Here is a 25,054-nt window from a genome sequence, read left to right as displayed (position 1 = left end):
GCACTGACGGTGCATCAACTGAGCGCAGGGCGAGCCCTGATGAGAAGGGCGACGGAAAGTCCGGCGGGAGGGGCAGCAAGACGATACGTATCGTCCAATGATCTCTTTCCGGCCATGCGTGGGCGGCCGGGTAGCGTGACGGTCGGACGAGGAAGCGTGCGGCGGTCGCCGCCGGTGGGAAAGGTGCGGGCGCAGTGGCGGACGCGGTGGAGAGCACGGCATTCACGGAGCGGCGGGCGCGCGGGCTCCTCGCGGCGGCGGTGCCGGAGGTGCGGGCGGACGACGCGGCCCTGCTCGCGCTCGGCGAGAACGCGGTCTTCGCCGCCGGCGGGCTCGTCGTCAAGGTGGGCCGCGACGCGGCACTGCTGGAGCGGGCGCGTCACGAACTGCGGGTCGCCGCCTGGCTCGCGGAGCGCGGCGTCCCGGCGGTGCGCGCCGCCGAGGCCGCGCCGCGGACGGCCGAAGGGCACCCGGTGACGCTCTGGCACCGGCTGCCCGAGGCCGTGCGGCCGGCCGGACCCGCCGACCTCGCCGCGCTGCTGCGCGTCCTCCACGCCCTGCCCGCCCCGGACTTCGCCCTGCCCCGGCGCGAGCTGCTCGGCGGCGTCGAGCGGTGGCTGCGGCTGGCGGGGGACGCGATCGACCCCGCGGACGCGGCGTACCTGCGCGAGCGGCGCGACGGCTTCGCGGCCCGGGCCGCGGCCCTCACCCCGCACCTGCCGCGGGGTCCGATCCACGGGGACGCCCTCCCCCGCAACGTGCACATCGGCCCGGACGGGCCGGTCCTGGTGGACCTGGAGACCTTCTCGGGCGACCTGCGCGAGCACGACCTCGTCGTCCTCGCCCTCAGCAAGGACCGCTACGGCCTTCCGGACGCGGCCTACGACACCTTCGTGCAGACGTACGGCTGGGACGTGCGGGAGTGGGACGGCTGCCCGGTCCTGCGCGGCGCGCGCGAGACGGCGAGCTGCGCGTGGGTGGCCCAGCACGCCCCCGGCAACGCGGCGGCTCGTGCGGAGTTCGCCCGCCGGGTGGCGTCGCTGCGGGAGGGTGACGCCACGGTGCGGTGGTATCCGTTCTGAGGTTCCCCCCTCCAGGCTGAGGGGCCCTGCCGGACGGGTGGTCGGCAGGCTGCGGCCGTGCGTGGCTGGTCGCGCAGTTCCCCGCGCCCCTTACGGGGCGCGACCTTGCGACGGCGGAAGCGGCACCGCAAGGGCCGTCCCCGGCGGAACGCGAGGCCCCGGAGCCGGTACGCGCAGCGGAACCGCCGGGGTCAGCGCAGGGGCCAGCGGGCGTCCACCACCGCCGTCGCGTCACCCTGCCGGCGGAGCCACGCCTCGTATCCGCTCGCCCAGTCCGCGTACCACCGCTCCTGGTCCCGGTGGAGGTCCCAGGGGGCCGCTCCGGCCACGTCCGGATAGTGCTCGGCGAGGGCGCAGGCGACCCGGACGGCGGCGAGGGCGTCGGCGCCGGCCTCGTGGGCGTCCTCCAGGGTGACGCCGTAGACCCGGCAGACCGTCTCCAGGTTCCGCTTGCCCTTGCGGTAGCGGTCGAGCGCGCGGTCCATGGTGAGCGGGTCGACGACCGGGCCGGTCGCCTCGCCGGCGGCGACCGCGCCGCCCGCGGCCGCCAGCCGCTCCGCGAGGGAGGGCAGCCCGTGCCGCCGGAGCTCCGCCGCGAGGATGGTGAGGTCGAAGGCGGCGTTGTAGGCGACGACGGCGGCGCCCGCCGACCAGTGCGCGACCAGGATGTCCGCTATCTCGTCGGCCACCTCGCGGGCGGGCCGGCCGAGGGCTGCGCGCTCGCTGGTGATGCCGTGGATGGCCGCGGCCTCGTCCGGGATGGGGACGCCGGGGTCGGCCAGCCACTCCCGGCGGCCGACGGGCTCCCCGCCCTTGGTCTCGACGACGGCCGCCGTGACGATCCTCGCCTCGGCCGGATCCGTGCCCGTGGTCTCCAGGTCGAAGCCGATCAGCAGCTCCTGATGCCACCCCATCGCGGTCCCCCTTCGTGGTGCTTCCCCCGACTGGTCCCCAGCGTCGCACGCCCCACTGACAGCGCCCCGTCCCGGCCTGCGGGGACGCCGCCGCGGGCGGCGGTCACGAGACCGGCCGCGAGTCCGCCCATACGCTCTCGAACTCCTCGCGGTAGGTCTCGAAGAGCCCGTGCTCGGGCTCGCGCCCGTCGCGGACGACGGTCCCGCCGCCGCGCAGCACCAGCACGGGGGCTTCCATGCCGCGGGCCTTGCGCAGGTACGACTGGACGACGGCCAGGCCGTCCGGGCCGTCGCCGTTGACGAGGTAGGCGGTGAAGCGCGGCGTCTCGTCGAAGACGCGGATCTCGAAGGCGGCGGTGTCCCGCAGCCGGTCCCGCACGCGCCGCATGTGCATGATGTTCATCTCGACGGACCGGCTCATCTCGCCCTTCTTGATGCCCAGCTCCCGCTCCCGGCGCCGCACGGCGCTGCTGGCGGGGTTGAGGAAGAGCAGGCGAGCCCGGCAGCCGGCCTCGGCGAGCCGGACCAGCCGGCGCCCCGAGTAGTTCTGGACGAGCAGGTTCAGGCCTATGCCGACGGCGTCGAGGCGGCGGGCGCTGCCGAAGAGGTCCTCCACGGGCAGCTGCCGCTGCAGCCGGACCCGGTCGGGGTGGACGCCCACGACGTCGGCGTAGCGGTCGCCCACGATGTCCTCGACGGCGTCGACGGGCAGCCGGTCGGCGGACCGGGCGCCCGTGCCGCCGCCGCTGCCGCCGCCGAGGATCGTCAGCAGCCGGCCCGCGGCCCGCTCGGCCTGGGCGAGGACGGTCTCGGACAGGGCCCGGTTGCGGGAGACGACGTTGCGCGTGACCTCCAGCTCGTCCAGTGCCAGCTCCAGCTCGCGCCGGTCGTCGAGGTACGGCTCGAAGCAGGGCCAGTGCTGGACGAGGAGCTCGCGCAGCTGGGGCAGGGTCAGGAAGCTGAGGACGTTGTCGTCGGCGGGGTCCAGGAGGTAGCCCTTGCGGCGGCTGACCTCGCGCACGGCCACGGCCCGCTGCACCCACTCCTGCCCGGCCGGGCCGGCCGCGGCGACGACCCACTCGTCCTCGCCGTGCACCGGCTCGTAGACGGGCCGCAGGACGGCGGCGACGACGGCGCGCAGCCGCTGCTCCACGAGGTTGAGCCAGATGTACGCCCGGCCGGCCCGCCGGGCGCGGGTGCGCACCTCGCCCCACGCTTCGGCGTCCCACTCCAGTGCGGCACCGATCTCCACGGGGCGTGCCAAGGACACGGCGCCGGGAGGTGTGTCGGCCGAGCCGTCACCCCCGGGACTTCCGTCTCCAGGGGGCAGCTCCAGCCCGCCCGAGCTCACAGTGCACCGCCCTTCCGCCCCCGTCCAACGATCAAGGCAGACTACTGTGCGGGCGGCGGGCCCTGCACCCGGAGGGGTGCGGTCCTCCGCCAACTCTCCCGTTCCGGAAACCCGTTGTCCGCCCGCCCGGCGCGGGGAGTGAGCCGTTTCATAGCGGCGGGGGCGCAAAACGCGCGGTGAGAGCCGTGCGGGAGGGCGTCCGGGCGCGCCGGGGCCGCCGGTTCCGGGGGCCCGAGGGGGTGGTGCGAGGGGGGTGCTCGTCCCGGCCGGGTCACCCGGTCGGACGAGCCGAAGGGGGCTGTGGTTGCGCTCCTTTTGGGGAAGATCTGACGAAAGGGCGGCCCGTCCGGTCCGATTGGGCGAAGATGCCGCTTCGGCCCGTACGCGCGTTTCGAACAGGACGGCCGGCGCGTGCGGCGGCGAGGACGGCCCCCGAGGACAGCCTGGGACAACGGAAGAACGGAAGAGTCGATGCAGGTCTGGCCGGGACAGGCGTACCCCCTCGGCGCGACGTACGACGGCGCCGGCACCAACTTCGCGGTCTTCTCGGAGGTCGCCGAGCGCGTCGAGCTGTGCCTGCTGCACGACGACGGCTCGGAGACGGCGGTGGAGCTGCGCGAGAGCGACGCCTTCGTGCGGCACGCGTACCTGCCGGGGGTGATGCCGGGTCAGCGGTACGGCTTCCGCGTGCACGGGCCCCACGAGCCGGAGCGCGGCCACCGCTGCAACTCCGCCAAGCTGCTGCTGGACCCCTACGCCCGGGCCGTGAGCGGGGCCGTCGACTGGGGCGAGGCCGTCTACGGCTATCACTTCGGGCGGCCGGACAAGCGCAACGACATGGACTCGGCGCCGCACATGATGACGTCGGTCGTCGTCAATCCGTACTTCGACTGGGGGGACGACCGTCCGCCGCGCACCGACTACCACCGCACGGTCATCTACGAGGCGCACGTCAAGGGCCTGACGATGCGCCACCCGGCGCTTCCGCAGGAGATCCGGGGCACGTACGCGGCGCTGGCCCACCCGGCGGTGATCGAGCACCTGACGGAGCTGGGGATCACGGCGATCGAGCTGATGCCGGTCCATCAGTTCGTCAACGACCACCGGCTGGTGGACGAGGGCCTCGCCAACTACTGGGGCTACAACACCATCGGCTTCTTCGCCCCGCACAACGCCTACGCCTCCTGGGGCGACCGGGGCCAGCAGGTGCTGGAGTTCAAGTCGGCGGTGCGGGCGCTGCACGCCGCGGGCATCGAGGTCATTCTCGATGTGGTCTACAACCACACCGCCGAGGGCAGCCACCTGGGGCCCACGCTGTCCTTCCGGGGCCTGGACAACGCCTCGTACTACCGGCTCGCGGACGACCCGCAGTACTACATGGACACCACCGGCACCGGCAATTCCCTGCTGATGCGCAGCCCGCACGTCCTGCAGCTCATCATGGACTCGCTGCGGTACTGGGTGACCGAGATGCACGTGGACGGTTTCCGCTTCGACCTGGCGGCGACGCTCGCGCGCCAGTTCCACGAGGTGGACCGGCTCTCGTCCTTCTTCGACCTGGTGCAGCAGGACCCAGTGGTCAGCCGGGTGAAGCTCATCGCGGAGCCGTGGGACGTCGGTGAGGGGGGGTACCAGGTCGGGAACTTCCCCCCGCTGTGGGCCGAGTGGAACGGAAAGTTCCGGGACACCGCGCGGGACCTGTGGCGCGGCGAGCCGGCCACCCTGGCGGAGTTCGGCTCCCGGCTCACCGGCTCCTCCGACCTCTACCAGGGCGACGGCAGGCGCCCCCTGGCCTCCGTCAACTTCGTCACCTGCCACGACGGCTTCACCCTGCACGACCTCGTCGCGTACAACGACAAGCACAACGAGGACAACGGCGAGGACAACCGCGACGGCGAGAGCCACAACCGGTCCTGGAACTGCGGGGCGGAGGGCGAGAGCGACGACCCGCAGGTGCTGGCGCTGCGCGAGCGCCAGATGCGCAACTTCATCGCCACCCTGATGGTCTCGCAGGGCGTGCCGATGCTCAGCCACGGGGACGAGTTCGCGCGCAGCCAGGGGGGCAACAACAACGCGTACTGCCAGGACAACGACGTCTCCTGGGTGCACTGGCCCCGCCCGGAGGACGGCTCCTCCGCGCGCGCCCGGCGGATGCTCGCCTTCACCCGGGCGATGGTGTGGCTGCGCCGCGACCACCCGGTCTTCCGGCGCCGCCGCTTCTTCCACGGCCGCCCGGTGCAGGGCACCCACGACGAGCTGTCCGACATCGCCTGGTTCACCCACGAGGGTGAAGAGATGCGGGACAGCGACTGGCAGGCCGCCCAGGCCAAGTCGCTGACGGTCTTCCTCAACGGCGGGGCGATCTCCGAGCCCGGGCCGCGCGGCGAGCCGGTCGTCGACGACTCCTTCCTGCTGATGTTCAACGCGCACGACAAGCCGCTCGACTTCGTCGTGCCCGCCGACCACGGCCGGCAGTGGCAGGTCGTGGTGGACACGGCGGGCCCCGCCGGAGTGGAGACGGACGGCCCGAAGGTCCGGGCGGGTGACCGCCTGACGCTGGCCGACCGCAGCCTCACCGTGTTGCAGCGCCCGGCGTAGTCCTTGCGGCAAGGCCGCCGCTAGTGGGTACGTACGTTCCCATGAGGCTCCACAGCACTGTGCCGACCGCCACCTACCGGCTGCAGCTCCAGCCCGCCTTCCCCTTCCGGGCGGCCGAGGAGGCCGTGCCCTACCTGGCCTCCCTCGGGGTGTCCCACCTGCACCTGTCGCCCGTCCTGGAGGCCGTCCCCGGCTCCACGCACGGCTACGACGTCGTCGACCACTCGGCCGTGCGGGCCGAGCTCGGCGGCGAGGAGGGCCTGCGGTCGCTGGCGCGCACCGCCCGGGAGCACGGGCTCGGCCTGATCCTCGACATCGTCCCGAACCACATGGCCGTGCCCGCGCCCGCGACGCTCAACGGCCCGCTCTGGGAGGTCCTGCGCGACGGTCCGGCCTCGCGCTACGCACGCTGGTTCGACATCGACTGGGCCGAGCACGGCGGCAAGGTGCTGCTGCCCGTGCTGGCCGGCCCGCTCGGCGGGGAGCTGCGCCACTTCGGTGTCGCGGGACACGGCGCCGAGCGCGTCCTGCGCTACCACGACCACGCCTTCCCGCTGCGGCCCGGCACGGAGCAGCTGCCGCTGCCCGACCTGCTGGACGCCCAGTGGTACCGGCCCGCCTGGTGGCGGCTGGCCCGCACGGAGCTGAACTACCGCCGCTTCTTCACCGTCTCCGAGCTGATCGCGGTCCGCGTGGAGGACCCGGAGGTCTTCGCCGCCACCCACGGCAAGGTGGTGCAGCTGCTGCGCGAAGGGGTGGCCGACGGGCTGCGCGTCGACCACCCGGACGGGCTCGCCGACCCCGCCGGCTACCTCCACCGCCTCGCCGAGGTCACCGACGGCCGGTGGACGGTCGTCGAGAAGATCCTCGGCCGCGACGAGCGGCTGCCCGACTGGCCCGTGGCCGGGACCACCGGCTACGACGCGCTGCGCCACCTCGACGGCCTCTTCGTCGACCCCGCGGGCGCCGCCGAGCTGGGCGCCCGCTACCGCGCCTTCACCGGCCTGCCGCCCGACCGCGGCGGCGACTGGCCCGCGACGGTGCGCCGCGCCGCGTACAAGGTGATCACCCACGAGCTGGCCGCGGAGACCGAGCGGCTGGTGCGCACGGCCGGCCGGATCTGCGAGGGCTCGCACCGGCTGCGCGACACCGCGCCCTGGGCCCTGCGCACCGCCCTGCGCGAGATCCTCGTGCGGCTGCCCGTCTACCGGCCCTACGCCGTGCCCGGGCGGCCCCCGGCCCCCGTGGACGCCGCCCTGCTCGACCGGGCCGCACAGGACGCGCGCGGCGTCTTCGCCGTGCCCGAGGAGGCCTGCGCGGCCGACGTCGTACGGGACGCGGCGCTCGGCCGCCTGGGGCAGGGGCCGGACCAGCGGGACTTCTGCGCGCGGTTCGCGCAGACGGCCTCCGCGCTGCGCGCCAAGTCCGTCGAGGACACCGCCTTCTACCGGCACGCGCCCCTGCTCTCGGCCGCGGAGGTCGGCGGCGACCCCGGGCGGCCGGCCGTCTCCCCGGAGGAGTTCCACGCCTACTGCGCCCGCCTGCAGCACGACTGGCCCGCGACCGGGACCGTGCTGTCCACGCACGACACCAAACGCAGCGCCGACGTGCGGGCCCGGATCGCGGCCCTCAGCGAGTGCCCCGGCCGGTGGGCGGACCTGATGGACCGGCTGGCGGCCGAGGCCGCCGAGCCGTGCGCGCCCGACCCGCACGTGGCGTGGCTCGCCTGGCAGAGCGCCTTCGGACTCGGCCCGGCGGACGCGTCCCGGCTCGCGCCCGCGGTGCTGAAGAGCGTGCGCGAGGCGGGGCTGCGCACGACGTGGACCGAGCCCGACGCGGCCTACGAGACGGCCGTGGAGGCCTTCGTCGCCGCCCATCCGTGCGGGGCGGCCCGCACCGTCCTCGCGCCCCTGGAAGACGCGCTGTGGCCGTCCGTGCGGGCGAACACGCTCGGCGCGGCCCTGCTGCACCTGACCATGCCGGGCGTGCCCGACCTGTACATGGGCACGGAGCGCGCCTACGCCGCCCTGGTCGACCCGGACAACCGGCGGGCGCCGGTCTTCCCGGAGGCCGAAGCCGGTGCGGTTGACGAAGGCTTGTCCGCCGAGAAGCTGCACCTGACCCGCACCGTGCTGCGGCTGCGCCGCGAGCGCCCCGAGTGGTTCGGCCCCGGCGCCTCGTACGAGCCCCTGACCGCCGAGGGGCCGGCCGCCTGGCACTGCGTGGCCTTCGCCCGTTCCGGTGCCGCGGTCACCGTCGTCTCGCGCCTGCACGGGCGGCTGGCGCAGGACGGGGGGCTGCGGGGGACGGTGCTGGCGCTGCCGGGGCGTGGGCGGTGGCGCGAGGTGCTGACGGGCGCCACGCATGGGGCGCCCGTGGCTCTGTCCGAGCTCCTGGAGCGGTGGCCGGTGGCGCTGCTCGTGCGGGATTGAGCGCCGGACGCTCCGCGGAAGTCTCTTCGGCTGTGGGCCGCGAGGGCTGCTCGCGCAGTTCCCCGCGCCCCTTACGGGGCCCGGCTTCCGCACGTCCGGTCAGCGGGGGTCCGGCCCCGGGAACGCCAGTTCCCTGCACAGTTCGACGAAGGCTGCGGTGGCGCCGGTGAGCTCCACGCGCGCGAAGGCGGTCTGTTCGCGGCGCCAGGGGTGGTCGACGGGGACGGTCACAGCGCCGGGCACGTCGCGCGCCATGTGCACGGGGGCCGCGACCAGGCCCAGTCCGGACACCGCCATCCGTACGGCCGTCGAGGAGTGCTCCGTCCAGACGGCCGTACGCGGCGTGAAGCCGCCCTGCTCGCAGACCCAGTCGAGCCAGCGCTTGCCCTGCACCACGGGTTCGAGCGCGCAGCGCACCCAGTCGCGGTCGGCCAGCTCGGGCAGCGCGAGGGGTTCCGTACGGGCCGCGAGCGGGTCGCCGGCCGAGGTGATCAGCATGATCTCCTCGTCGCCGAGGGAGACGACGGGGCCGTGCCAGCCCTCGGGCCGGGGGCCGACGGCGATGTCGGCCACTCCGCGCTCCATGTGGTCGCGCAGCTCTTCCGTGGTGGCGTACTCGTGCAGGTGGAGGCGGACGGCGGGGAAGGCGCGGCGCCACCGCGCGAAGACGGGGGGCAGCACGCCGACGGCGAGGGCGTGCAGGGAGGCGATGTGCAGTTCGCCGCCGGCCGCTCCGGCGGCGGCCTTCGCCGCGCGGCGGGCCTGTGCGGCGCTGCGGACGGCGAGTTCGGCGTGGGGCAGGAAGGCGCGGCCCATGGGGGTCAGGCCGATGCCGCGGGGGCGGCGCTCCAGCAGCGGGCCGCCGACGTCCCGCTCCAGGGCCTTGATCTGGTGGGAGAGGGCGGACTGGGTCACGTTGAGCACGTCGGCCGCGCGGGTGAACGACTCCTCCTCGACCACCGCGACGAGGTACTCCATCTGACGCAGGCTCATGCCCGGTCCTCCCGTGGCCCCATGACCCATGACTCCTGTTCATGAGATCGATCGAAACATTGCGTTGGACTCATAATCCCCGACGTCGCAGGGTGAAGGCATGCACGAAACAGATGTGATCGTCATCGGCGGCGGCACCGGCGGCTACAGCACCGCCCTGCGGGCCGCGGCGCTCGGCCTCGACGTCGTCCTCGCGGAACGCGACCTGGTGGGCGGCACCTGTCTGCACCGCGGCTGCATACCCAGCAAGGCCATGCTGCACGCGGCCGAGCTGGTGGACGGTATCGCGGAGGCGCGCGAGCGGTGGGGTGTGAAGGCGACCCTGGAGTCGGTCGACTGGTCCGCGCTCACCGCGACCCGCGACGACATCGTCACCCGCAACCACCGCGGCGTCGAGGGCCACCTGGCGCACGCCGGCGTCCGCGTGGTGCGGGGGACGGCGGCGCTGACGGGCCCGCGGACGGTGCGGATCGGCTCGGGCCCCGAGGCGGGCGCCACCTGGACGGCCCGCCGGGGCATCGTGCTGGCCACCGGCTCGCGGCCGCGCACCCTGCCGGGCCTGGAGCCGGACGGGGCGCGCGTGGTCACCAGCGACGACGCCCTGTTCGCGCCGGGGCTGCCCGGCTCGGTGCTGGTGCTGGGCGGGGGCGCCATCGGCGTCGAGTACGCCTCCCTGCACCGCTCCATGGGCGCCGACGTGACGCTCGTGGAGGCGGCGGAGCGGCTTCTTCCGCTGGAGGACGCCGACGTGAGCCGGTACCTGACACGGGGTCTGAAGAAGCGGGGCATCGACGTCCGGGCGGGCGCGCGGCTGGAGGACGCCGCCGTCCACGAGGGCGGGGTGCGGGCCACGCTCCGCACCGCCCGGGGAGAAGTGCTCACCGTCGAGGCGGAGCGGCTGCTGGTGGCCGTGGGCCGGGTGCCCGTCACCGACGGCCTGGACCTGGCGGCGGCCGGGCTCGCCACCGACGCCCGCGGCTACGTCCCGCCGGCCGACTGGGCGCGCCTGGAGACGGCCGTGCCGGGCGTCCACGTCGTCGGGGACCTGCTGCCGCCGCCGTCCCTCGGCCTCGCCCACGCCTCCTTCGCGGAGGGTCTGCTGGTCGCCGAGACCCTCGCCGGGCGTGCGCCGCGGCCCGTGGACTACGCCGCCGTGCCGCGCGTCACGTACTCCGCCCCGCAGACGGCCTCGGTCGGCCTGGCGGAGGGCGAGGCGCGCGAGCGGGGCCACGACGTCGAGGTCAACTCGATGCCGCTGACGGCCGTGGCCAAGGGCATGGTGCACGGGCAGGGCGGCGTGGTGAAGGTCGTCGCCGAGAAGGGCGGCGGCCGGGTGCTCGGCGTCCACCTGGTGGGGCCGCACGTCTCGGAGATGATCGCGGAGAGCCAGCTGGCCGTCGGCTGGGACGCGGACGCGGCGGACGTCGCCCAGCACGTCCACGCGCACCCGACGCTGTCGGAGGCCGTCGGCGAGGTGATGATGTCGCTGGCCGGGCGGGGCCTGCACCAGGTCTGAGCCGGGGCCCGCGCCGGGCCCGGGGGAAATCGGTGGACGGGCGGGGGCCGCATGGGCCTTTCTAGGCATGCGCATGCAGCGCAACAGCCTCTCCGGAAGGACCCCATGACCCGGTTGGTCATCCGTGCGCTCACCGAGCGCGACACCTCCCTCTTCTCGGCCCTGGACGTGCCCGCCCTCGTCGGCAGGGGCGCCTTCGGCCACGCTTACGTGCCCGTCCACGAAGGCGGGGAGTACCGCCCCGAGTGGACCTGGGTGGCGCTGCGCGACGGCCGGGTCGTCGCCCGCGCCGCCTGGTGGGGCGGGCCCGGCGACGAAGCCCCCAAGGCACTGGACTGGTTCGACTTCGCCGAGGGCGAGGAGGAGGCGGCCGCCCGCCTGCTGCGCACCTCTCCCCTGCGCTCCGAGTACGCCTTGATGGCCCCGCCCGGCTGGCGAGAGCTGCCGGAGGTGCGGGCCGCCGTGGAGGCGCGCATCGCGGTGGCCGAGGCGGCCGGGATGCAGGTGCTGGTCGAGCGCTTCCGCTACGAGTGGACGACCGGCTGCCCGCTGCCCGAGCGCCCCGGCCGGCTGGTCTTCCGGCCCGAGCCCGACGACGGCGTCATACGCGACGTGCTGGGCCGCACCATGGAGGGCACGCTCGACGCGCACGACCGCAAGAACGTCGCCGAACTCGGCCTAGACGCGGCCGTCGAGGACGCCATGGCCTTCCTCACCTGGTTGCCCTCCCCCCGGGACTGGTGGCGGCTCGCCTTCACGCCCGGCGGCGAGCTGGTCGGCCTGCAGATCCCCGCGCACAACCCGGCCGGGCCGTGCGTGGGCTACCTCGGGGTCGTCCCCGGGCAGCGCGGCCGCGGCTACGGCTACGACCTGTTGGTGGAGTGCACGCACGACCTGGTCTCCCGCGGCGCGACGCGCATCGCGGCCGCCACCGACCAGGGCAACCTGCCGATGGCGGCGGGCTTCGCGAAGGCGGGCTACCCCGTCCTGCAGGAGCGGATCGACCTGCTTCCGGCCCGCGAGGCCTGACCTCGGGGCACCATGGACAGCACTGCCGTCGGGAAGGAGCCGCCCGTGCTGTTCGAGGTGTGGGCGCCGCGGGCCGGCCGGGTGCAGCTGCACTCCGGCGGCCGGGCGTACGCGATGGAGCGCGACCCGGCCCGGGAGGGATGGTGGCGGCGGGAGGCCCCGGGCGAGGAGGGCACCCGCTACGGGTTCTCCCTCGACGGCGGCCCCGTGCGGCCCGACCCGCGCTCGCGCCGGCAGCCCGACGGCCCCGACGGGCCGAGCGCCGTCGCCGACCCCGGGCGCTTCCCGTGGCGGCAGGAGTGGGCGGGCCGGCCGCTGCCCGGCGCCGTCCTCTACGAGCTGCACGTGGGCACGTTCACCCGCGAGGGCACCTTCGACGCCGCGGCCGCGCGCCTGCCGCACCTCGCCTCACTGGGCGTCACCCATGTGGAGCTGATGCCCGTCTGCCCCTTCCCCGGCACCCACGGCTGGGGGTACGAGGGCGTGTCGCTGTGGGCCGTCCACGAGCCCTACGGCGGGCCCGGGGGGCTGTGCCGGTTCGTGGACGCGGCGCACGCGCTGGGCCTCGGCGTCGTCCTGGACGTCGTGCACAACCACCTCGGCCCCTCCGGCAACCACCTGCCCGCCTTCGGGCCGTACTTCACCGACACCCACCACACGCCGTGGGGAGCCGCCGTCAACCTCGACGCCCCCGGCTCCGGCGAGGTCCGGGCGTACCTGACGGGCAGTGCGCTGGCCTGGCTGCGCGACTACCGGCTGGACGGGCTGCGGCTGGACGCCGTGCACGCGCTCGCCGACACGCGGCCCGAGCACTTCCTCGCCGAGCTCTCCGGCGCCGTGGACGCGCTGGCCGCGCGGCTGGGCCGGCCGCTGTTCCTCATCGCCGAGTCCGACCTGAACGACCCGGCCACCACCACCCCGCGCGAAGCGGGCGGCCTGGGTCTGCACGCCCAGTGGAACGACGACTTCCACCACGCCCTGCACACCGTCCTGACCGGAGAGTCCCAGGGCTACTACGCCGACTTCGCCGCCGACCCGGCCGCAGCGCTCGGCAAGACCCTGCGGGGCGGCTTCTTCCACGACGGCACGCACTCCTCCTTCCGCGGCCGCCCGCACGGCCGCCCCCTCGACCCGGCCGCCCCGGCCCGGCGCCTCCTCGGCTACGCCCAGAACCACGACCAGATCGGCAACCGCGCCCTGGGCGACCGGCTCTCCGCCCGCCTCTCCCCCGGGCTGCTGGCCTGCGCCGCCGCGCTCGTCCTCGGCGGGCCGTTCACCCCGATGCTGTTCATGGGCGAGGAGTGGGGTGCGCGCACGCCCTGGCAGTTCTTCACCGACCACACCGACCCGCAGCTGGCCGAGGCGGTCCGCACCGGCCGCCGGCGCGAGTTCGCCGCGCACGGCTGGCCCGCGGAGGAGATCCCCGACCCGCAGGACCCGGCCACCCGCGCCCGCTCCTGCCTGGACTGGGAGGAGCCGGAGCGCGAGCCGCACCGCGCCCTGCTGGACTGGCACCGCCGCCTGATCGCCCTGCGCCGCGCCGCACCCGACCCGGGGCCCCTGTCCGCCACGGCCGTCACCACCGGCCCCGGCGGCACGGCGGTCCTGCGCCGCGGCAGCCTGTGCACGGCCGTCAACCCGACGGACGCACCGGCCGCGCTGCCCCTGGGCGACATCCCCGCGCGCGAGGTCCTGGCCGCCTGGCGGCCGGTCGGCCTCCCCGGCCCGGACGGCCTGCTCCACCTGCCGCCCGCCTCGGCGGCCGTGCTGCGCTGCGGCTGACCCCGCCCCGCCTGCGTTGCGGCGGGACGGGGCCGGAGAGACGCTGAAGGTGGGCGCATTCGTGCCTCAGTGAGCGCGGAGCCGGAGCGCCGGGTGCGGTGCGTCGCGCCGAGGGGACGATGAGCCATGCGCATGATGCTCAGGGCCCGGCTGGACACCCACGCCTCGAACGAGGTCTACAAGCGCGGCGAACTGGGGAAGTTCGTGCAGGACCTGATGGACCGCACCAAGCCCGAAGCCGCCTACTTCGGTCCCATGGACGGCGGCCGCACCTGCACGCTCGTCTTCGACATGGAGGACTCGTCGCAGATACCGGCCACGCTGGAGTCGCTCCTGCTCGAGATGGAAGCCGACGTCGAGCTGCTGCCCGTCATGAACTACGACGACCTGAAGAAGGGCCTCTCCGGCTCGCACAAGTGAGCCGGGCCCGGCCCCGCCCCGCCGGCCTCAGCCCTCCGCCGGCTCCAGGCGCAGCGCGATGGAGTTGATGCAGTACCGCTGGTCCGTGGGGGTGGGGTAGCCCTCGCCCTCGAAGACGTGGCCGAGGTGGGAGCCGCAGCGGGCGCAGCGGACCTCGGTGCGCACCATGCCGTGCGTGCGGTCCTCGATCAGCTCGACGGAGGAGGAGTCCTTCGGGTCGTAGAAGCTGGGCCAGCCGCAGTGGCTCTCGAACTTCTCCGTGGAGCGGAACAGCTCCGAGCCGCAGGCGCGGCAGGAGTAGACCCCCGCGGTCTTCGTGTCGGTGTACTCGCCCCGGAAGGCGGGCTCGGTGCCCGCCTTGCGGAGCACCTGGTACTCCGCGGGCGAGAGCTCCGCGCGCCACTGCTCGTCCGTCTTCTCGACCTCGTACGCCATCTCGCACGCCTTCCGGGGGGTCGCGGCCGGCCGCCGGTGCGGTCAGCTCTCCAGGCGGGCCAGGATGCGCGGACCGAGGTCCGTCACGTCACCGGCGCCCATGGTCAGAACGAGGTCTCCGGGGCGGGCCATTCCCGCGACCACGTCCGGGATCGCCGCCATGTCGTGCTCGGCGCGCACATCGGCGCCGGCCTCCTTCGCGGCGTCGATGATCAGGGCGCTGGTGACGCCCGGGACCGGGTCCTCGCGGGCCGGGTAGATGTCCAGGACCACGGAGGAGTCGGCCAGCGCGAGCGCCCGGCCCATCTCGGTGCCGAGCTCCTGGGTGCGGGAGAACAGGTGCGGCTGGAAGACGACGAGGATGCGCGCACCGGCGGCGGCGCCGCGGATGGCCTCCAGGTCGGCGGTCATCTCGGTGGGGTGGTGCGCGTAGGAGTCGATGACCTGCACGCCGTTCGCCTCGCCCTTGAGCTGCAGGCGGCGCTTGACGCCGGTGTACTTGCCGAGCGCGGAGGCCAGGTTGTGCGCCGGGATGCCGAGGGCGATGCCCGCGGCGAGGGCGGCGACGGCGTTCAGGGCGTAGTGGCGGCCGGGGACGGAGACCGTGAAGGTCAGCATCTTGCCGCCGAGCAGGACGGTGACCTCGCTGGTCAGGCCGCGCGGGGTGACCTTCAGGACGCGCACGTCGGCGTCCTCGGCCTCGCCGTAGGTGACGACCTCGATGTCGTGGCGGCCCGAGATGCGGGCGGTGAGCTCGCGGGCGCCGGCCTGGTCGGCGGCGACCACCAGCGTGCCGCCCGGGCGGATCCGGCCGACGAACGTCTCGAACGACTCGTAGATCTCGTCCATCGACGCGTAGTTCGCGTGGTGGTCCAGCTCCACGTTGAGGATGATCGCGACCTCGGGCGCGTACTTGTGGAAGCTGCGGTCGCTCTCGTCCGCCTCCGCCACGAAGATCTCGCCGGCGCCGTGGCGGGCGTTGGAGCCGGGGGCGTCCAGGTCGCCGCCGATGGCGTAGGACGGGTCGAGGCCCAGGGCGTCGAGGGAGACGGCCAGCATCGACGTCGTGGTCGTCTTGCCGTGGGTGCCGGCGACCGCGATCGGGCGCAGGCCGTCCATCAGGCCCGCCAGGGCGTCCGAGCGGTGCACGACGGGGATGCCGCGCTCGGCGGCGGCGGCCAGCTCGGGGTTGTCCGCGCGGATCGCGCTGGAGACGACGACGCAGGTGGCGTCCTCGGCCAGGTGCCCGGCGGCGTGCCCGATGTGCACCGTGGCGCCCAGGGCGCGCAGGGCCTCGGCGGTCGCGGAGTCCTTCGCGTCGCTGCCGGCGACGCGGGCGCCGCGCTGCGCCAGGATCTTCGCGATGCCCGACATGCCGGCGCCGCCGATGCCGATGAAGTGCGGTCGGTCCATCGTCGTGGGGACGGCCGGTGCCATGTGCGGAGCTCCCTGGAGTAGTCGATTGCGCTGCGGGCCCGATTCTTGCACCTCGCGGTGACAGCCCCGCCCTCCCCCGTCACACCGGCCGGATGAGCCCTCCCGCGAGCCCCGCCGCGATGGCGGCCGTGCGGCTGTCCACGCCGAGCTTGCCGTAGATGTGCACGAGGTGGGTCTTGACCGTGGCCTCGCTGATGAACAGGCGCCGCGAGATCTGCTTGTTGGCCAGGCCCTCGGCGAGCAGCCCCAGGATCTCCGTCTCGCGCGGCGACAGCGCCGGGCGGCCCGCGCGCACACGGCCGAGCAGGCGTGCGGCAACCGGCGGCGCGAGGACCGTCTCGCCGCGGGCCGAGGCGTGGACGGCCGCGGCGACCTCCTCGGGCGGGGCGTCCTTGAGGAGGTAGCCGGTCGCCCCCGCCTCGACGGCGGCCAGGATGTCGGCGTCGGTGCTGTACGTGGTGAGGATCAGCACGGCGGGCGGGTCCGGCAGGGCGGTGATGCGGCGGGTGGCCTCGACGCCGTGCATGCCGGCGCCCATCTGGAGGTCCATGAGGACGACGTCGGGGCGGGCGCCGTCGCCGAGGGCGCCGAGCAGCCGCAGGGCCTCGGCGCCGTCGGCGGCCTCGCCGGCGGCCTGGACGTCGGGGAGCTCGTCGACCATGGCGCGCAGGCCGCGCCGGACGACGGGGTGGTCGTCGACGATCAGGACGCGGACGGCGCGGGGCGCGCCGGGCGCGCTGCGGGCCGCGCTCATGCGGCCGCCTCCGTCGCGCCGGCGGCCGCCGGCGCGTCCGTGTCCACCGGCACCGCCGCCGCGATCACCGTGCCCTCGCCGGGGGCGGACTCCACGGTGAGGGTGCCGCCGAGGGCGGCGATGCGTTCGCGCATGCCGTGCAGGCCGAAGGTCCGGCGGCCGTCGGCCCGGCCGTCGCCGGGGGTGAAGCCGACTCCGTCGTCGTAGATGTCGAGGGTCACCTGGCCGTCGAGGAAGGCGATGGTGACGGCGGTGTGGTCGGCGTGCGCGTGGCGCGCGACGTTGGCGAGCGCCTCCTGGGTCAGGCGCAGCAGGGCGACCTCGGTCTCCACGGGCAGCGCGCAGGGGTCGCCGTCGAGGCGGAAGACGGCCCCGGGGACCGCCCGTGCGGTCACGCGGCGCAGCGCCTCGGGCAGCGGGGCCTCCTCCAGGGCGGGCGGGGTGAGGGCCCGGACGAAGCGGCGCGCTTCGGCGAGGTTGTCCGCCGCGGTGCGCCCGGCCTCGCGCATCCGGGCGCGGGCCGCCTCCGGGTCCGCGGTCTCGGCGGCGCGGGCGAGGAGGACGATGCTGGACAGGCCCTGGGCGAGGGTGTCGTGGATCTCGCGGGCGAGCCGCTGCCGCTCGGCGAGCCGTCCGGCCTCGCGCTGGGCGGCGGCGAGCTCGTCGCGGGTGCGCATCAGGTCGTCGATGAGGAGCTGGCGCCGGCAGCTCTCGCGGTAGAGCGCGGCGTAGCCGTAGCCGGTCAGGACGGCGACGACGGCTCCGGCGACGGGGCCGATGACCTTGGCGGCGGTGAGGCCGCCGGGGGCGGCGGCCTGCGCGGCCACGACGGCGGCGGTGGCCGCGGCGACGGCCGGGTGCGCCCAGCGGACCGGCAGGACGTGCAGGAAGAGGAAGAAGACCGGGAAGGCGACGTAGCTGAAGCCGTGGTCCATGGCCAGGAGCAGCAGCCACAGCGCGGTGACGGCGGCGAGCCAGGGGCCGGGGCGGTCGTTGCGGCGGACGACGCCGAGGCCGTAGACGGCGGCGAGCACGACGGCGGGCGGGACGACGGCGAGGGGCTTCGCCCCGGCGAGGGCCGGGGCGGCGGCGACGGCGAGCAGCGCGTAGAACGCCCCGTGCAGGGCGAGGCGCACGAGCCGCATGGAGGGCATTTCGGCGCCGGCACCGCCCGCGAGGACGCGCCCGGTGCCGGCCGCCGTCGTGCAGGGCGCGGTGTCCGCGTGGCCGGTCTTCGGGACGGCGGTGGGGAGGCTCGTTCGGCTCACCTCATCGAGCGTACGGGGCCGGATCGGGGGCCCTTGGCCGCGCGCCCCTCAACCGTTCGATTGATTTTCGGGTGCACCGGACGTACGGGGTGCGAACCCCTCCTTGCCCTGATGGCGGCGCGCCGCCCGCACGGCACCGTGGAGGGGTCCTGAAAGAGCCCGGGAGGGGACCCTTGTTCGTCGCGCTCCGTGACATCCGTTTCGCCCGGGGGCGCTTCGCCCTGATGGGCGCGGTCGTCACCCTCATCACCACGCTGGTGGTCTTCCTCTACGGCCTGACCGACGGCCTGGCGCGGGAGGCCTCGTCCGCCGTGGCGGGGCTGCCCGCCGGCCGGATCGTCTTCGCGGCGCCCGCCGGCGCCGAGCCGGAGGTCTCCTTCTCGAACAGCGCGGTGGACGCCGGCCAGCTGCGCGCCTGGCGGGGCACGCCCGGCGTCACCTCCGCCGAGCCGTTCGGCGTGGCGATGACGCGGCTGACGGCGGGCGGCAAGGCGTCGTCGGTGAGCGTGTTCGGCACGCCGGACCGGCTGCGGCCCGCGCTCGTCTCCGGCGCGGCCCCGGACGGCCGCGGGGTGGCCGTGAGCGATCGTCTGGCGCGTGAGAGGGGGCTGCGCACGGGCGACCGCGTCACCCTCGGTACCGAGGAACTGGTCGTCTCGGGCATCACCGCCGACCGCAGTCACGGCCACGCCCCGAGCGTGTGGACCACCCTGGCCGCCTGGCACCGCGTGAGCCACCAGGCGCAGCCGACCGCCCTGGCCGTGGACGGCGGCAGGCGGCCGGACGGGCCCGCCGCGCGGACCACGAAGGCGGTCGGCGTCGGCGCCGCGCTGGACGGCATCGACGGGTACGCGGCCGAGCACGGCACCCTGCGGATGATCCAGGGGTTCCTGTTCGTGGTGAGCGCCCTGGTCGTCGGGGCCTTCTTCACGGTGTGGACGGTGCAGCGCAGGCCGGACGTCGCGGTGCTCAAGGCCGTGGGCGCGAGCAGCGCCTATCTGGTGCGGGACGCCCTCGGGCAGGCGGCGGTCGTGCTGGCCGCCGGGTCCGCGCTCGGCGCCGCGGCGGGCGCGGCGGGCGGAGCGCTGGCGTCGGCCGCCGTGCCGTTCGAGCTGGGCGCGGCGACCGTCGCCGTGCCGGTGGCGGCGATGGTGCTGCTGGGGCTGGCCGGCTCCGCGCTCGCCGTACGCCGCATCACGTCCGTCGATCCGCTGACCGCCCTGGGAGCCTCCCGTTGAACACCGCCCCTGCCCTGTCCTTGGAGGCCGTCGGCCTCACCTACCCGGACGGCGACCGCAGGCTGACCGCGCTCGACGCGGTGTCCCTGGACGTGGCGCCCGGGGAGCTCGTGGCCGTGGCCGGACCGTCCGGCTCCGGGAAGTCGAGCCTGCTGGCGGTCGCGGCGACGCTGCTGCGCCCGGACGCGGGCCGCGTGGTCGTGGCGGGGCGGAACACCGCCCGGATGAGCGCCCGGGAGCGTACGGCGCTGCGCCGCGAGCGGATCGGCATCGTCTTCCAGCAGGCGAACCTGCTGCCGTCGCTGACCGCCGAGGAGCAGCTCCTGGCCGTCGAGCACGTACGGGGCGGGAGCGTGCGGGCCGCCCGGGCGCGGGCGGCGCGGCTGCTGGAGTCGGTGGGCCTGGACGCGGCGAAGCGGCGCCGCCGTCCGCACCAGCTGTCCGGGGGCGAGCGGCAGCGGGTGAACATCGCCCGGGCGCTGTCCGGGGGCCCGTCCGTCCTGCTGGTGGACGAGCCGACGTCGGCGCTGGACCGGGAGCGCGGCGAGCAGGTCGTGGAGCTGCTCGCCGCGGTGACGCGGGCGCACCGGACGGCCACGGTGCTGGTCACGCACGACCGGGCGCTGCTCGGCCGGGCGGACCGGGTGCTCACCATGGCCGACGGGCGGCTGGGCCGGCCCGCCGGCCACGAGGGGTCTGCTTCCCCGCCGTATCACTGCTCCTGCACGTCTCCCAGGGCGTAGTCCTCTTCGTCGTTGTGGGCGTAGAGCTTGAGCACGGGGACGCCGACCTTGTGCCGGGCCCGGGAGGCCCAGTCGCGGTGGAAGAACTCCTCCACCAGGTGCGGCGCGGTCAGCACGATCACCTCGTCGGCGTGGGTCTGCTCGACCACGGACCGCAGCAGGTCCAGCGGGTGGCCCTCGATGAGCTGTCCGACGGCCTCGCAGCCCGCACCCCGCAGGCTGCGCAGCGAGTGCTCCAGGGCGAGGGCCGCCGGGCGGCGGGCCTGCTCGCCCTCGGGCTCGTCGGCCTCGTGCACGGCCTGCTCCAGCTCGCCGAGCGCGACATCGTCGATGGCCCGGAGCAGCCGGTCCTCGGCGCCTCTGGGCTGCATGAGGACCACGAAGGACATCTCGTCGTCGTGGAGGGTGGTGACGAAGTCGACGTCGGTGGCGGACAGCGGCTGCTCGATCATCAATACGCTCGTGAACACGGTGGGAGCCCTTCTTCTTCGTGGGCCACCGGCCCAACGGCCAACAGAAACCATCCTGCGTGCCCCACCCCGGGCCCGCCTGTTCCGATCATGTGCCCCCGGGGGAGCATCCGATTCAATTCTGCCCACCGACGGCTAACCGGAACGGGATATTCCGCCGATTGTCAGATCCTGTGGTACCTGCTGAAGAGAAATCCTGCCTCTTCGAGGAGCGAAGCGAGGACGAATCGTTCCGGCAGGGGCATGTCCGGGCCGTTCACGATCCGCGCCGCCGTGCCCCCGGCGACCATGGGGGCGAGCGTCAGGCACAGCTCGTCGAGCACGCCGGCCGCCGCGAACTGCCCCAGCAGCCGCGGGCCGCCCTCGGTGAGCAGCCTGGTCAGCCCGCGTTCCGCCAGCACCTCGGGCACCCGTGCGGGATCCACCCGGCGCCCCTCGCCGGCCACGAGCACCTCGGCCCCGGCCGCGTGCGCCGCGCGGACCCGGTCCGCGGGGGCGTCCTCGCCCGTCAGTACGAGCGTGGGCACCAGCGGCTCGGTGAACAGCGGAAGGGAGAAGTCCAGGTCGAGCCCCGCGCTCACGATCGCGATCGCCGGCGCGGGTCCCTGGCCGAGCGCCGCCCTGCGCGCCGCGAAGGCCTCGCGGGCGCGCGCGGGCCGGTAGCCCTCCTGCCGTACGGTCTCCGCGCCCACGACGACGGCGTCGGCGAGCCCGCGCAGCGTCCCGAAGACGCGCATGTCGGCGTCGGAGGACAGCGGCTGCGAGCGCCCGTCGTGGTGGGCCGCGCCGTCCAGCGAGGAGACCATGTTCGCGCGCAGCCAGGCGTGGCGGGCGGGGCCCGGCTCCTCCGGATAGGCGTAGGCCTCGGCCAGCTCCTCCAGCTCCCACGTGCGGTCCTCCTGCGGGGAGGGAGAGGTGTCAGCAGAGCCGGAGGGGGCCGGAGAGGCGGGGGATTCGAGCGGGAACAGGCGTCGCATAGGCCGCAGTGTGACATGCCTCGCTCTTCCGGCGGCCGGCAGCCGGCGGACAGCGGCTAGGCTGGAGAGCTGTGTCAGCCACCACCGCCTCCGCTTCCGGCGCAGCCGCCTCGCCGGCCCCGTCGGCCCCGTCCGACGCCCCGGGCCCGATATCCGGCGCCGGTACCGGCTCCCCCATAGCGCTCACCTCGCGTGCCCCGCACGTGCCGGCCGACCGTCTGGTCGCGGAGATGGTGCCGCCCCCGCGCTTCGGCACGGTGCGCTTCGACAACTACATACCGGCGCCCGACCAGCCCAGCCAGGCCGAGGCCGTCCAGGTCCTCAGCGGCTTCGCGGCGGGCCTCGGCACCGCCCCCGGCAGCGGCGGCCGCAAGCGCTGGTTCCGGCGCGAGGCGAAGCCGGCCGCGCCCGCCGGCCCCCGCGGCGTCTATCTCGACGGCGGGTACGGCGTCGGCAAGACCCACCTGCTGGCCTCCCTGTGGCACGCCACCCCGGCGGCCCCGGAGCAGAAGGCCTTCGGCACCTTCGTGGAGCTGACCAACCTGGTCGGCGCGCTGGGCTTCCAGCAGACCGTCCGCACCCTCAGCGACCACCGCCTCCTGTGCATCGACGAGTTCGAGCTCGACGACCCCGGCGACACGGTCCTGGTCTCCACCCTGCTGGGCAAGCTGGTGGAGGCGGGCGTCGCGCTCGCCGCGACCTCCAACACGCTGCCGGGCAAGCTCGGCGAGGGCCGCTTCGCCGCCGCGGACTTCCTGCGCGAGATACAGGGGCTGTCCGCCCACTTCCGCCCCCTGCGGATCGACGGCGAGGACTACCGCCACCGCGGCCTGCCGCAGGCCCCCGCCCCGTACGACGACGACACCGTCACCCGTACGGCTGAAACGACCGAGGGCGCCTCCCTCGACGCCTTCCCCGCCCTGCTGGACCACCTCTCCAAGGTCCACCCCAGCCGCTACGGCGCGATGTGCGACTCCCTGCGGGCCGTGTGCCTGACCGGCGTCGCGCCGGTGCCGGACCAGTCCACGGCCCTGCGCCTGGTCGTCCTGGCCGACCGGCTCTACGACCGCGAGATACCGGTGCTCGCCTCCGGGCGGCCGTTCGACGAGCTGTTCAGCGAGGAGATGCTGAACGGCGGCTACCGCAAGAAGTACTTCCGGGCGATATCGCGCCTGACCGCCCTCGCCCGCGACGCCAAGCAGCTGGTGGCGCAGCCGGAGTGACGACGGCCGCCGACGGCCGCCCGGCCATGCGCCCCTGGCCGCGTGGCGGGGAGCCGGGGGGACGCGCGGCCGCTGCGGCCGGAGCGTCCGGGAACCGGCCGGAGCGCCCCGGAAATGGAGCCAACCGCCCCTCGCGCGCCCTCGCGCCAGCGCCTACGGGCCCCCGCCCAACGCGCCCGCGAGCCGCTGCCGCGGGGATGCCCCGCGGCGGTCCGGCGGGGGAGGGTGTGTGCGGGCCCGGCACCGGGTCCGTCACCACCGCCACCGCCAGGAGCGCAGCATGGCCATCGTCGTCACCTTCGACGTCCCCGACGGGGGACAGGACCTCTACGAAGCCGTCGTCAACCGCGTCACCGGCGGGCAGGGCTTCACCCGCCTCGCCGACATTCCCTCCGCCGGGCTCATCGCCCACATCGCCGGCCCCCTGGAGGGCGGCGGATGGCGGGTGACGGACGTCTGGGAGTCCCCCGAGGCGCTGGAGGCCTGGGCCAAGACCCTCGGCCCCGTCCTCGCCGACCTCGGCTTCGCCGACCTGCAGCCCTCCGTCACCCCGGCGCACAACGTCGTCATCGCCTGACGCCGGCGGGCGCGGGGGCCCGGCGCGGGGGGCGTACGGGGCGGCATACAGTGCCGTGGTGATCCCCTTCCCCCGTCGCCGACCGGCCCGTCACGCCCTCGCGCCCGCACTCGCCGCGCTGCTCTGCCTGCCCCTCGCCGCGTGCGGCAGCGGTTCCGGCGCGGCGGAGCGCTCCAAGGGCGCTTCGTCCTCACGGGCTTCGTCCCCGAGGGCTTCGGTCCCCTCTCCGCAGTCGCCCTCGTCCTCGGCCTCCGCCCGGTCGTCGGCCGCGCCCACGCTCCCGCCGGGCCCGGGCGGCACCACGCCCGTCTTCTCGCACGGCAAGCGCGACGGCGCCAAGCGCGTCGCGCTCACCTTCGACGCCGACATGACGGCCGATCAGGACCAGCGCGCCGCACGCGGGGAGCGGTTCGACAACCCCCAGCTGATCACCACGTTGCGGCGGCTGAAGGCGCCCGCCACCGTCTTCATGACCGGCAAGTGGGCCGAGCAGTACCCGGACCAGGCCAAGTCCATCGGCAGCGACCCGCTCTTCGAGGTGGCCGACCATTCCTACAGCCACCACGCCTTCTCCACCCCCTGCTACGGCCTGCCCGCCGTCGCGCGCGGCACCGCCCGCCAGGACGTCGAGCGCGCCTTCGCGGCCTTCCGGAAGGCCGGAGTGGAGCGCATCGTGCCGTACTTCCGCTTCCCCGGGGGCTGTTACGACGAGGCGGTCCTGCGCGAGATCGCACCGGCGAAGGTGACGGCCGTGCAGTGGGACGTGGTCAGCGGGGACGCCTTCGCCAAGAAGGCCGGCCCCGTCGCGGACCAGGTACTGGCCCAGGTGAAGCCCGGCTCCGTCGTGGTGATGCACTGCACGCGCAGCGCGGCGCCGGCCACCGAGGAGGCGATCCGGCGCATCGTGCCCGAACTGCGGGCCCGCGGCTACGAACTGGTCAAGGTTTCGGACCTCATCGCCGAGGGCTGACGGCAGCGCCTGCGCCCGCCGCGCCGCGCCCCTTACGCCCGCCGCGCCGCGGCCGCGCAGGCCACCGCGACGGCCCCGGCCGCCAGGGCGCCCGCCGCGGCGAGCGGCAGCCACGGGACGCTCACCGCACCGGTGCGGGAGCCCGTGACCAGGCCCGTCACGGCGGCGTTCGCGGGCGACGCCCCGGCGAACAGCACGGCGAACGCGGCGAGCACCGTCGACGGCACGGCCCAGGCGGTGCTGCGCAGCAGGGGCCGGTTGCACAGCGCCCCGACCGCGGCCCCCAGCAGCGCGCAGACCGCCGCCGCGGCCAGCCCCGCGACGGTGGCGGCGCCCAGGGGGACGACCGCCCGCCGGTCGGCGGTGTGCGGATCGCCGACGGCGGCCACGAAGGCGCTGCCGGCCGCGGCCAGCAGCAGGGCCGCGCCCAAGGCGACGCCGACGGCGGCGAGGTGGACGCGCCAGGGCCCGGCCGCGGCGGCGGCGCAGTCCCGCGCGGCGGGCGGCTCGTTGGTCACGCAGACCCGCACCAGCCACGCGGTGACGGGCAGCAGCGTGGCCGCCGCCCACCCGGCGCAGTCCAGGACCGGCTGGCCGCTCTGCACCCCGACGGCCAGGGAGGCGCCGTACAGCAGCAGCGGCGGCAGCCAGCGGTGGGAACGCAGGAGCAGGGCGGCCTGGTAGCCGAGCAGGGCGATCACGGGTGCGGTGCCTCCGTTACGGAGCGGATGTGCCACGGCGGGCGGGCGGTGAGGAGGGCGCGCAGCAGGGCGTCGGAGTGCCGCGCGGCGACGGTGAGCCGGACGGCGCCGCCGGACGGCTCGGCCGTGGGGGCGCCCGGGAGG

At 75.3% G+C, this 25,054-nt stretch carries 22 protein-coding genes and 1 pseudogene; 12 read left to right on the top strand and 11 right to left on the bottom strand.

The genetic code is table 11. The features are described 5' to 3' along the window. The first annotated feature begins 194 nt into the window (after positions 1-194). The gene (locus tag ACSNOG_RS18035) at positions 195-1,082 is read left to right on the top strand and encodes a phosphotransferase enzyme family protein (RefSeq protein WP_436753666.1); all 888 of its coding nucleotides are present in this window, start codon (positions 195-197) and stop codon (positions 1,080-1,082) included. A 191-nt stretch (positions 1,083-1,273) separates the two neighbouring features. Here the strand turns inward: ACSNOG_RS18035 and ACSNOG_RS18030 are convergent, their stop codons facing one another. Beyond that, positions 1,274-1,996, bottom strand: a complete 723-nt coding sequence (locus ACSNOG_RS18030) for a 3'-5' exonuclease (RefSeq protein WP_436753665.1) — start codon at positions 1,994-1,996, stop codon at positions 1,274-1,276. Between the two features lie 103 nt (positions 1,997-2,099). Beyond that, positions 2,100-3,347, bottom strand: a complete 1,248-nt coding sequence (locus ACSNOG_RS18025) for an SAV2148 family HEPN domain-containing protein (protein WP_436753664.1) — start codon at positions 3,345-3,347, stop codon at positions 2,100-2,102. Positions 3,348-3,818: 471 nt separating this feature from the next. Here ACSNOG_RS18025 and glgX point away from each other — a divergent pair, with 471 nt between their 5' ends. Further along, a complete protein-coding gene (glgX, locus tag ACSNOG_RS18020; RefSeq protein ID WP_436753663.1) occupies positions 3,819-5,945 on the top strand; it encodes a glycogen debranching protein GlgX in 2,127 nt (708 codons plus the stop codon). Between the two features lie 41 nt (positions 5,946-5,986). After that, positions 5,987-8,377, top strand: coding sequence for a malto-oligosyltrehalose synthase (gene treY, locus ACSNOG_RS18015; protein ID WP_436753662.1), 2,391 nt, complete (start codon positions 5,987-5,989; stop codon positions 8,375-8,377). A 99-nt stretch (positions 8,378-8,476) separates the two neighbouring features. Here the strand turns inward: treY and ACSNOG_RS18010 are convergent, their stop codons facing one another. Beyond that, positions 8,477-9,370, bottom strand: coding sequence for a LysR family transcriptional regulator (locus ACSNOG_RS18010; RefSeq protein WP_436753661.1), 894 nt, complete (start codon positions 9,368-9,370; stop codon positions 8,477-8,479). 100 nt (positions 9,371-9,470) lie between these two features. Between ACSNOG_RS18010 and lpdA the strand changes: the two genes are divergently transcribed. The 4 genes from lpdA (at position 9,471) to ACSNOG_RS17990 (ending at position 14,117) form a co-directional block, all read left to right on the top strand. Continuing rightward, positions 9,471-10,886: a dihydrolipoyl dehydrogenase gene (gene lpdA, locus ACSNOG_RS18005; protein WP_436753660.1), complete on the top strand. Its 1,416-nt coding sequence runs from the start codon at positions 9,471-9,473 to the stop codon at positions 10,884-10,886. A gap of 105 nt (positions 10,887-10,991) precedes the next feature. Then, the gene (locus ACSNOG_RS18000) at positions 10,992-11,915 is read left to right on the top strand and encodes a GNAT family N-acetyltransferase (protein ID WP_436753659.1); all 924 of its coding nucleotides are present in this window, start codon (positions 10,992-10,994) and stop codon (positions 11,913-11,915) included. 45 nt (positions 11,916-11,960) lie between these two features. Beyond that, on the top strand, positions 11,961-13,697 hold the full coding sequence (treZ, locus tag ACSNOG_RS17995; RefSeq protein ID WP_436753658.1) for a malto-oligosyltrehalose trehalohydrolase: 1,737 nt from the start codon (positions 11,961-11,963) through the stop codon (positions 13,695-13,697). 126 nt (positions 13,698-13,823) lie between these two features. Then, positions 13,824-14,117, top strand: a complete 294-nt coding sequence (locus tag ACSNOG_RS17990; RefSeq protein WP_436753657.1) for a hypothetical protein — start codon at positions 13,824-13,826, stop codon at positions 14,115-14,117. A gap of 27 nt (positions 14,118-14,144) precedes the next feature. On the opposite strand, the gene msrB is transcribed toward ACSNOG_RS17990, so the two are convergent. The 4 genes from msrB to ACSNOG_RS17970 all read right to left on the bottom strand — a co-directional run bounded on the left by msrB (position 14,145) and on the right by ACSNOG_RS17970 (position 18,011). Continuing rightward, complete coding sequence (gene msrB / locus ACSNOG_RS17985) at positions 14,145-14,552, bottom strand: peptide-methionine (R)-S-oxide reductase MsrB (RefSeq protein WP_436753656.1); 408 nt, start codon at positions 14,550-14,552, stop codon at positions 14,145-14,147. Positions 14,553-14,594: 42 nt separating this feature from the next. Next, positions 14,595-15,989: a UDP-N-acetylmuramate--L-alanine ligase gene (murC, locus tag ACSNOG_RS17980; RefSeq protein ID WP_436753655.1), complete on the bottom strand. Its 1,395-nt coding sequence runs from the start codon at positions 15,987-15,989 to the stop codon at positions 14,595-14,597. A 79-nt stretch (positions 15,990-16,068) separates the two neighbouring features. Next, positions 16,069-16,743: a response regulator gene (locus ACSNOG_RS17975; protein WP_436753654.1), complete on the bottom strand. Its 675-nt coding sequence runs from the start codon at positions 16,741-16,743 to the stop codon at positions 16,069-16,071. Further along, the gene (locus tag ACSNOG_RS17970) at positions 16,740-18,011 is read right to left on the bottom strand and encodes a sensor histidine kinase (protein WP_436753653.1); all 1,272 of its coding nucleotides are present in this window, start codon (positions 18,009-18,011) and stop codon (positions 16,740-16,742) included. The genes ACSNOG_RS17975 and ACSNOG_RS17970 overlap by 4 nt, the downstream gene beginning before the upstream one ends. A 173-nt stretch (positions 18,012-18,184) precedes the next feature. On the opposite strand from ACSNOG_RS17970, the gene ACSNOG_RS17965 reads away from it, so the two are divergent. Together ACSNOG_RS17965 and ACSNOG_RS17960 are read left to right on the top strand one after the other, a co-directional pair. After that, entirely contained in the window at positions 18,185-19,249 is a 1,065-nt protein-coding gene (locus tag ACSNOG_RS17965) for an FtsX-like permease family protein (RefSeq protein WP_436753652.1), read from the top strand. Continuing rightward, positions 19,246-19,992, top strand: a complete 747-nt coding sequence (locus tag ACSNOG_RS17960) for an ABC transporter ATP-binding protein (RefSeq protein WP_436753651.1) — start codon at positions 19,246-19,248, stop codon at positions 19,990-19,992. The genes ACSNOG_RS17965 and ACSNOG_RS17960 overlap by 4 nt, the downstream gene beginning before the upstream one ends. On the opposite strand, the gene ACSNOG_RS17955 is transcribed toward ACSNOG_RS17960, so the two are convergent. Both ACSNOG_RS17955 and ACSNOG_RS17950 read right to left on the bottom strand, forming a co-directional pair. Continuing rightward, positions 19,962-20,462, bottom strand: coding sequence for an indole-3-glycerol phosphate synthase (locus tag ACSNOG_RS17955; protein ID WP_436753650.1), 501 nt, complete (start codon positions 20,460-20,462; stop codon positions 19,962-19,964). The genes ACSNOG_RS17960 and ACSNOG_RS17955 overlap by 31 nt on opposite strands. Positions 20,463-20,626: 164 nt before the next feature. Further along, the gene (locus tag ACSNOG_RS17950) at positions 20,627-21,439 is read right to left on the bottom strand and encodes a pyrimidine reductase family protein (RefSeq protein WP_436753649.1); all 813 of its coding nucleotides are present in this window, start codon (positions 21,437-21,439) and stop codon (positions 20,627-20,629) included. 71 nt (positions 21,440-21,510) lie between these two features. Between ACSNOG_RS17950 and zapE the strand changes: the two genes are divergently transcribed. The 3 genes from zapE to ACSNOG_RS17935 all read left to right on the top strand — a co-directional run bounded on the left by zapE (position 21,511) and on the right by ACSNOG_RS17935 (position 24,209). Beyond that, entirely contained in the window at positions 21,511-22,662 is a 1,152-nt protein-coding gene (zapE, locus tag ACSNOG_RS17945; protein ID WP_436753648.1) for a cell division protein ZapE, read from the top strand. 280 nt (positions 22,663-22,942) lie between these two features. Then, the gene (locus ACSNOG_RS17940) at positions 22,943-23,239 is read left to right on the top strand and encodes a hypothetical protein (protein WP_436753647.1); all 297 of its coding nucleotides are present in this window, start codon (positions 22,943-22,945) and stop codon (positions 23,237-23,239) included. Between the two features lie 118 nt (positions 23,240-23,357). Then, positions 23,358-24,209 (top strand): polysaccharide deacetylase family protein, encoded by an 852-nt coding sequence (locus ACSNOG_RS17935; protein WP_436753674.1) that lies wholly within the window; start codon positions 23,358-23,360, stop codon positions 24,207-24,209. Between the two features lie 32 nt (positions 24,210-24,241). Here ACSNOG_RS17935 and ACSNOG_RS17930 read toward each other — a convergent pair whose 3' ends face one another. After that, positions 24,242-24,910, bottom strand: a complete 669-nt coding sequence (locus ACSNOG_RS17930; RefSeq protein ID WP_436753646.1) for an ABC transporter — start codon at positions 24,908-24,910, stop codon at positions 24,242-24,244. Further along, positions 24,910-25,054 (bottom strand): annotated as a pseudogene (locus ACSNOG_RS17925) (ABC transporter ATP-binding protein); the annotation flags it as partial. The gene ACSNOG_RS17930 and the pseudogene ACSNOG_RS17925, both read right to left, overlap by 1 nt.

Origin of the sequence: Streptomyces sp. URMC 124, assembly GCF_051386455.1 — a bacterium.
Taxonomy (GTDB): Bacteria; Actinomycetota; Actinomycetes; order Streptomycetales; family Streptomycetaceae; genus Streptomyces.
Note: the sequence above shows the minus strand (reverse complement) of the source record. Positions and strands in the feature narration are given on the sequence as shown.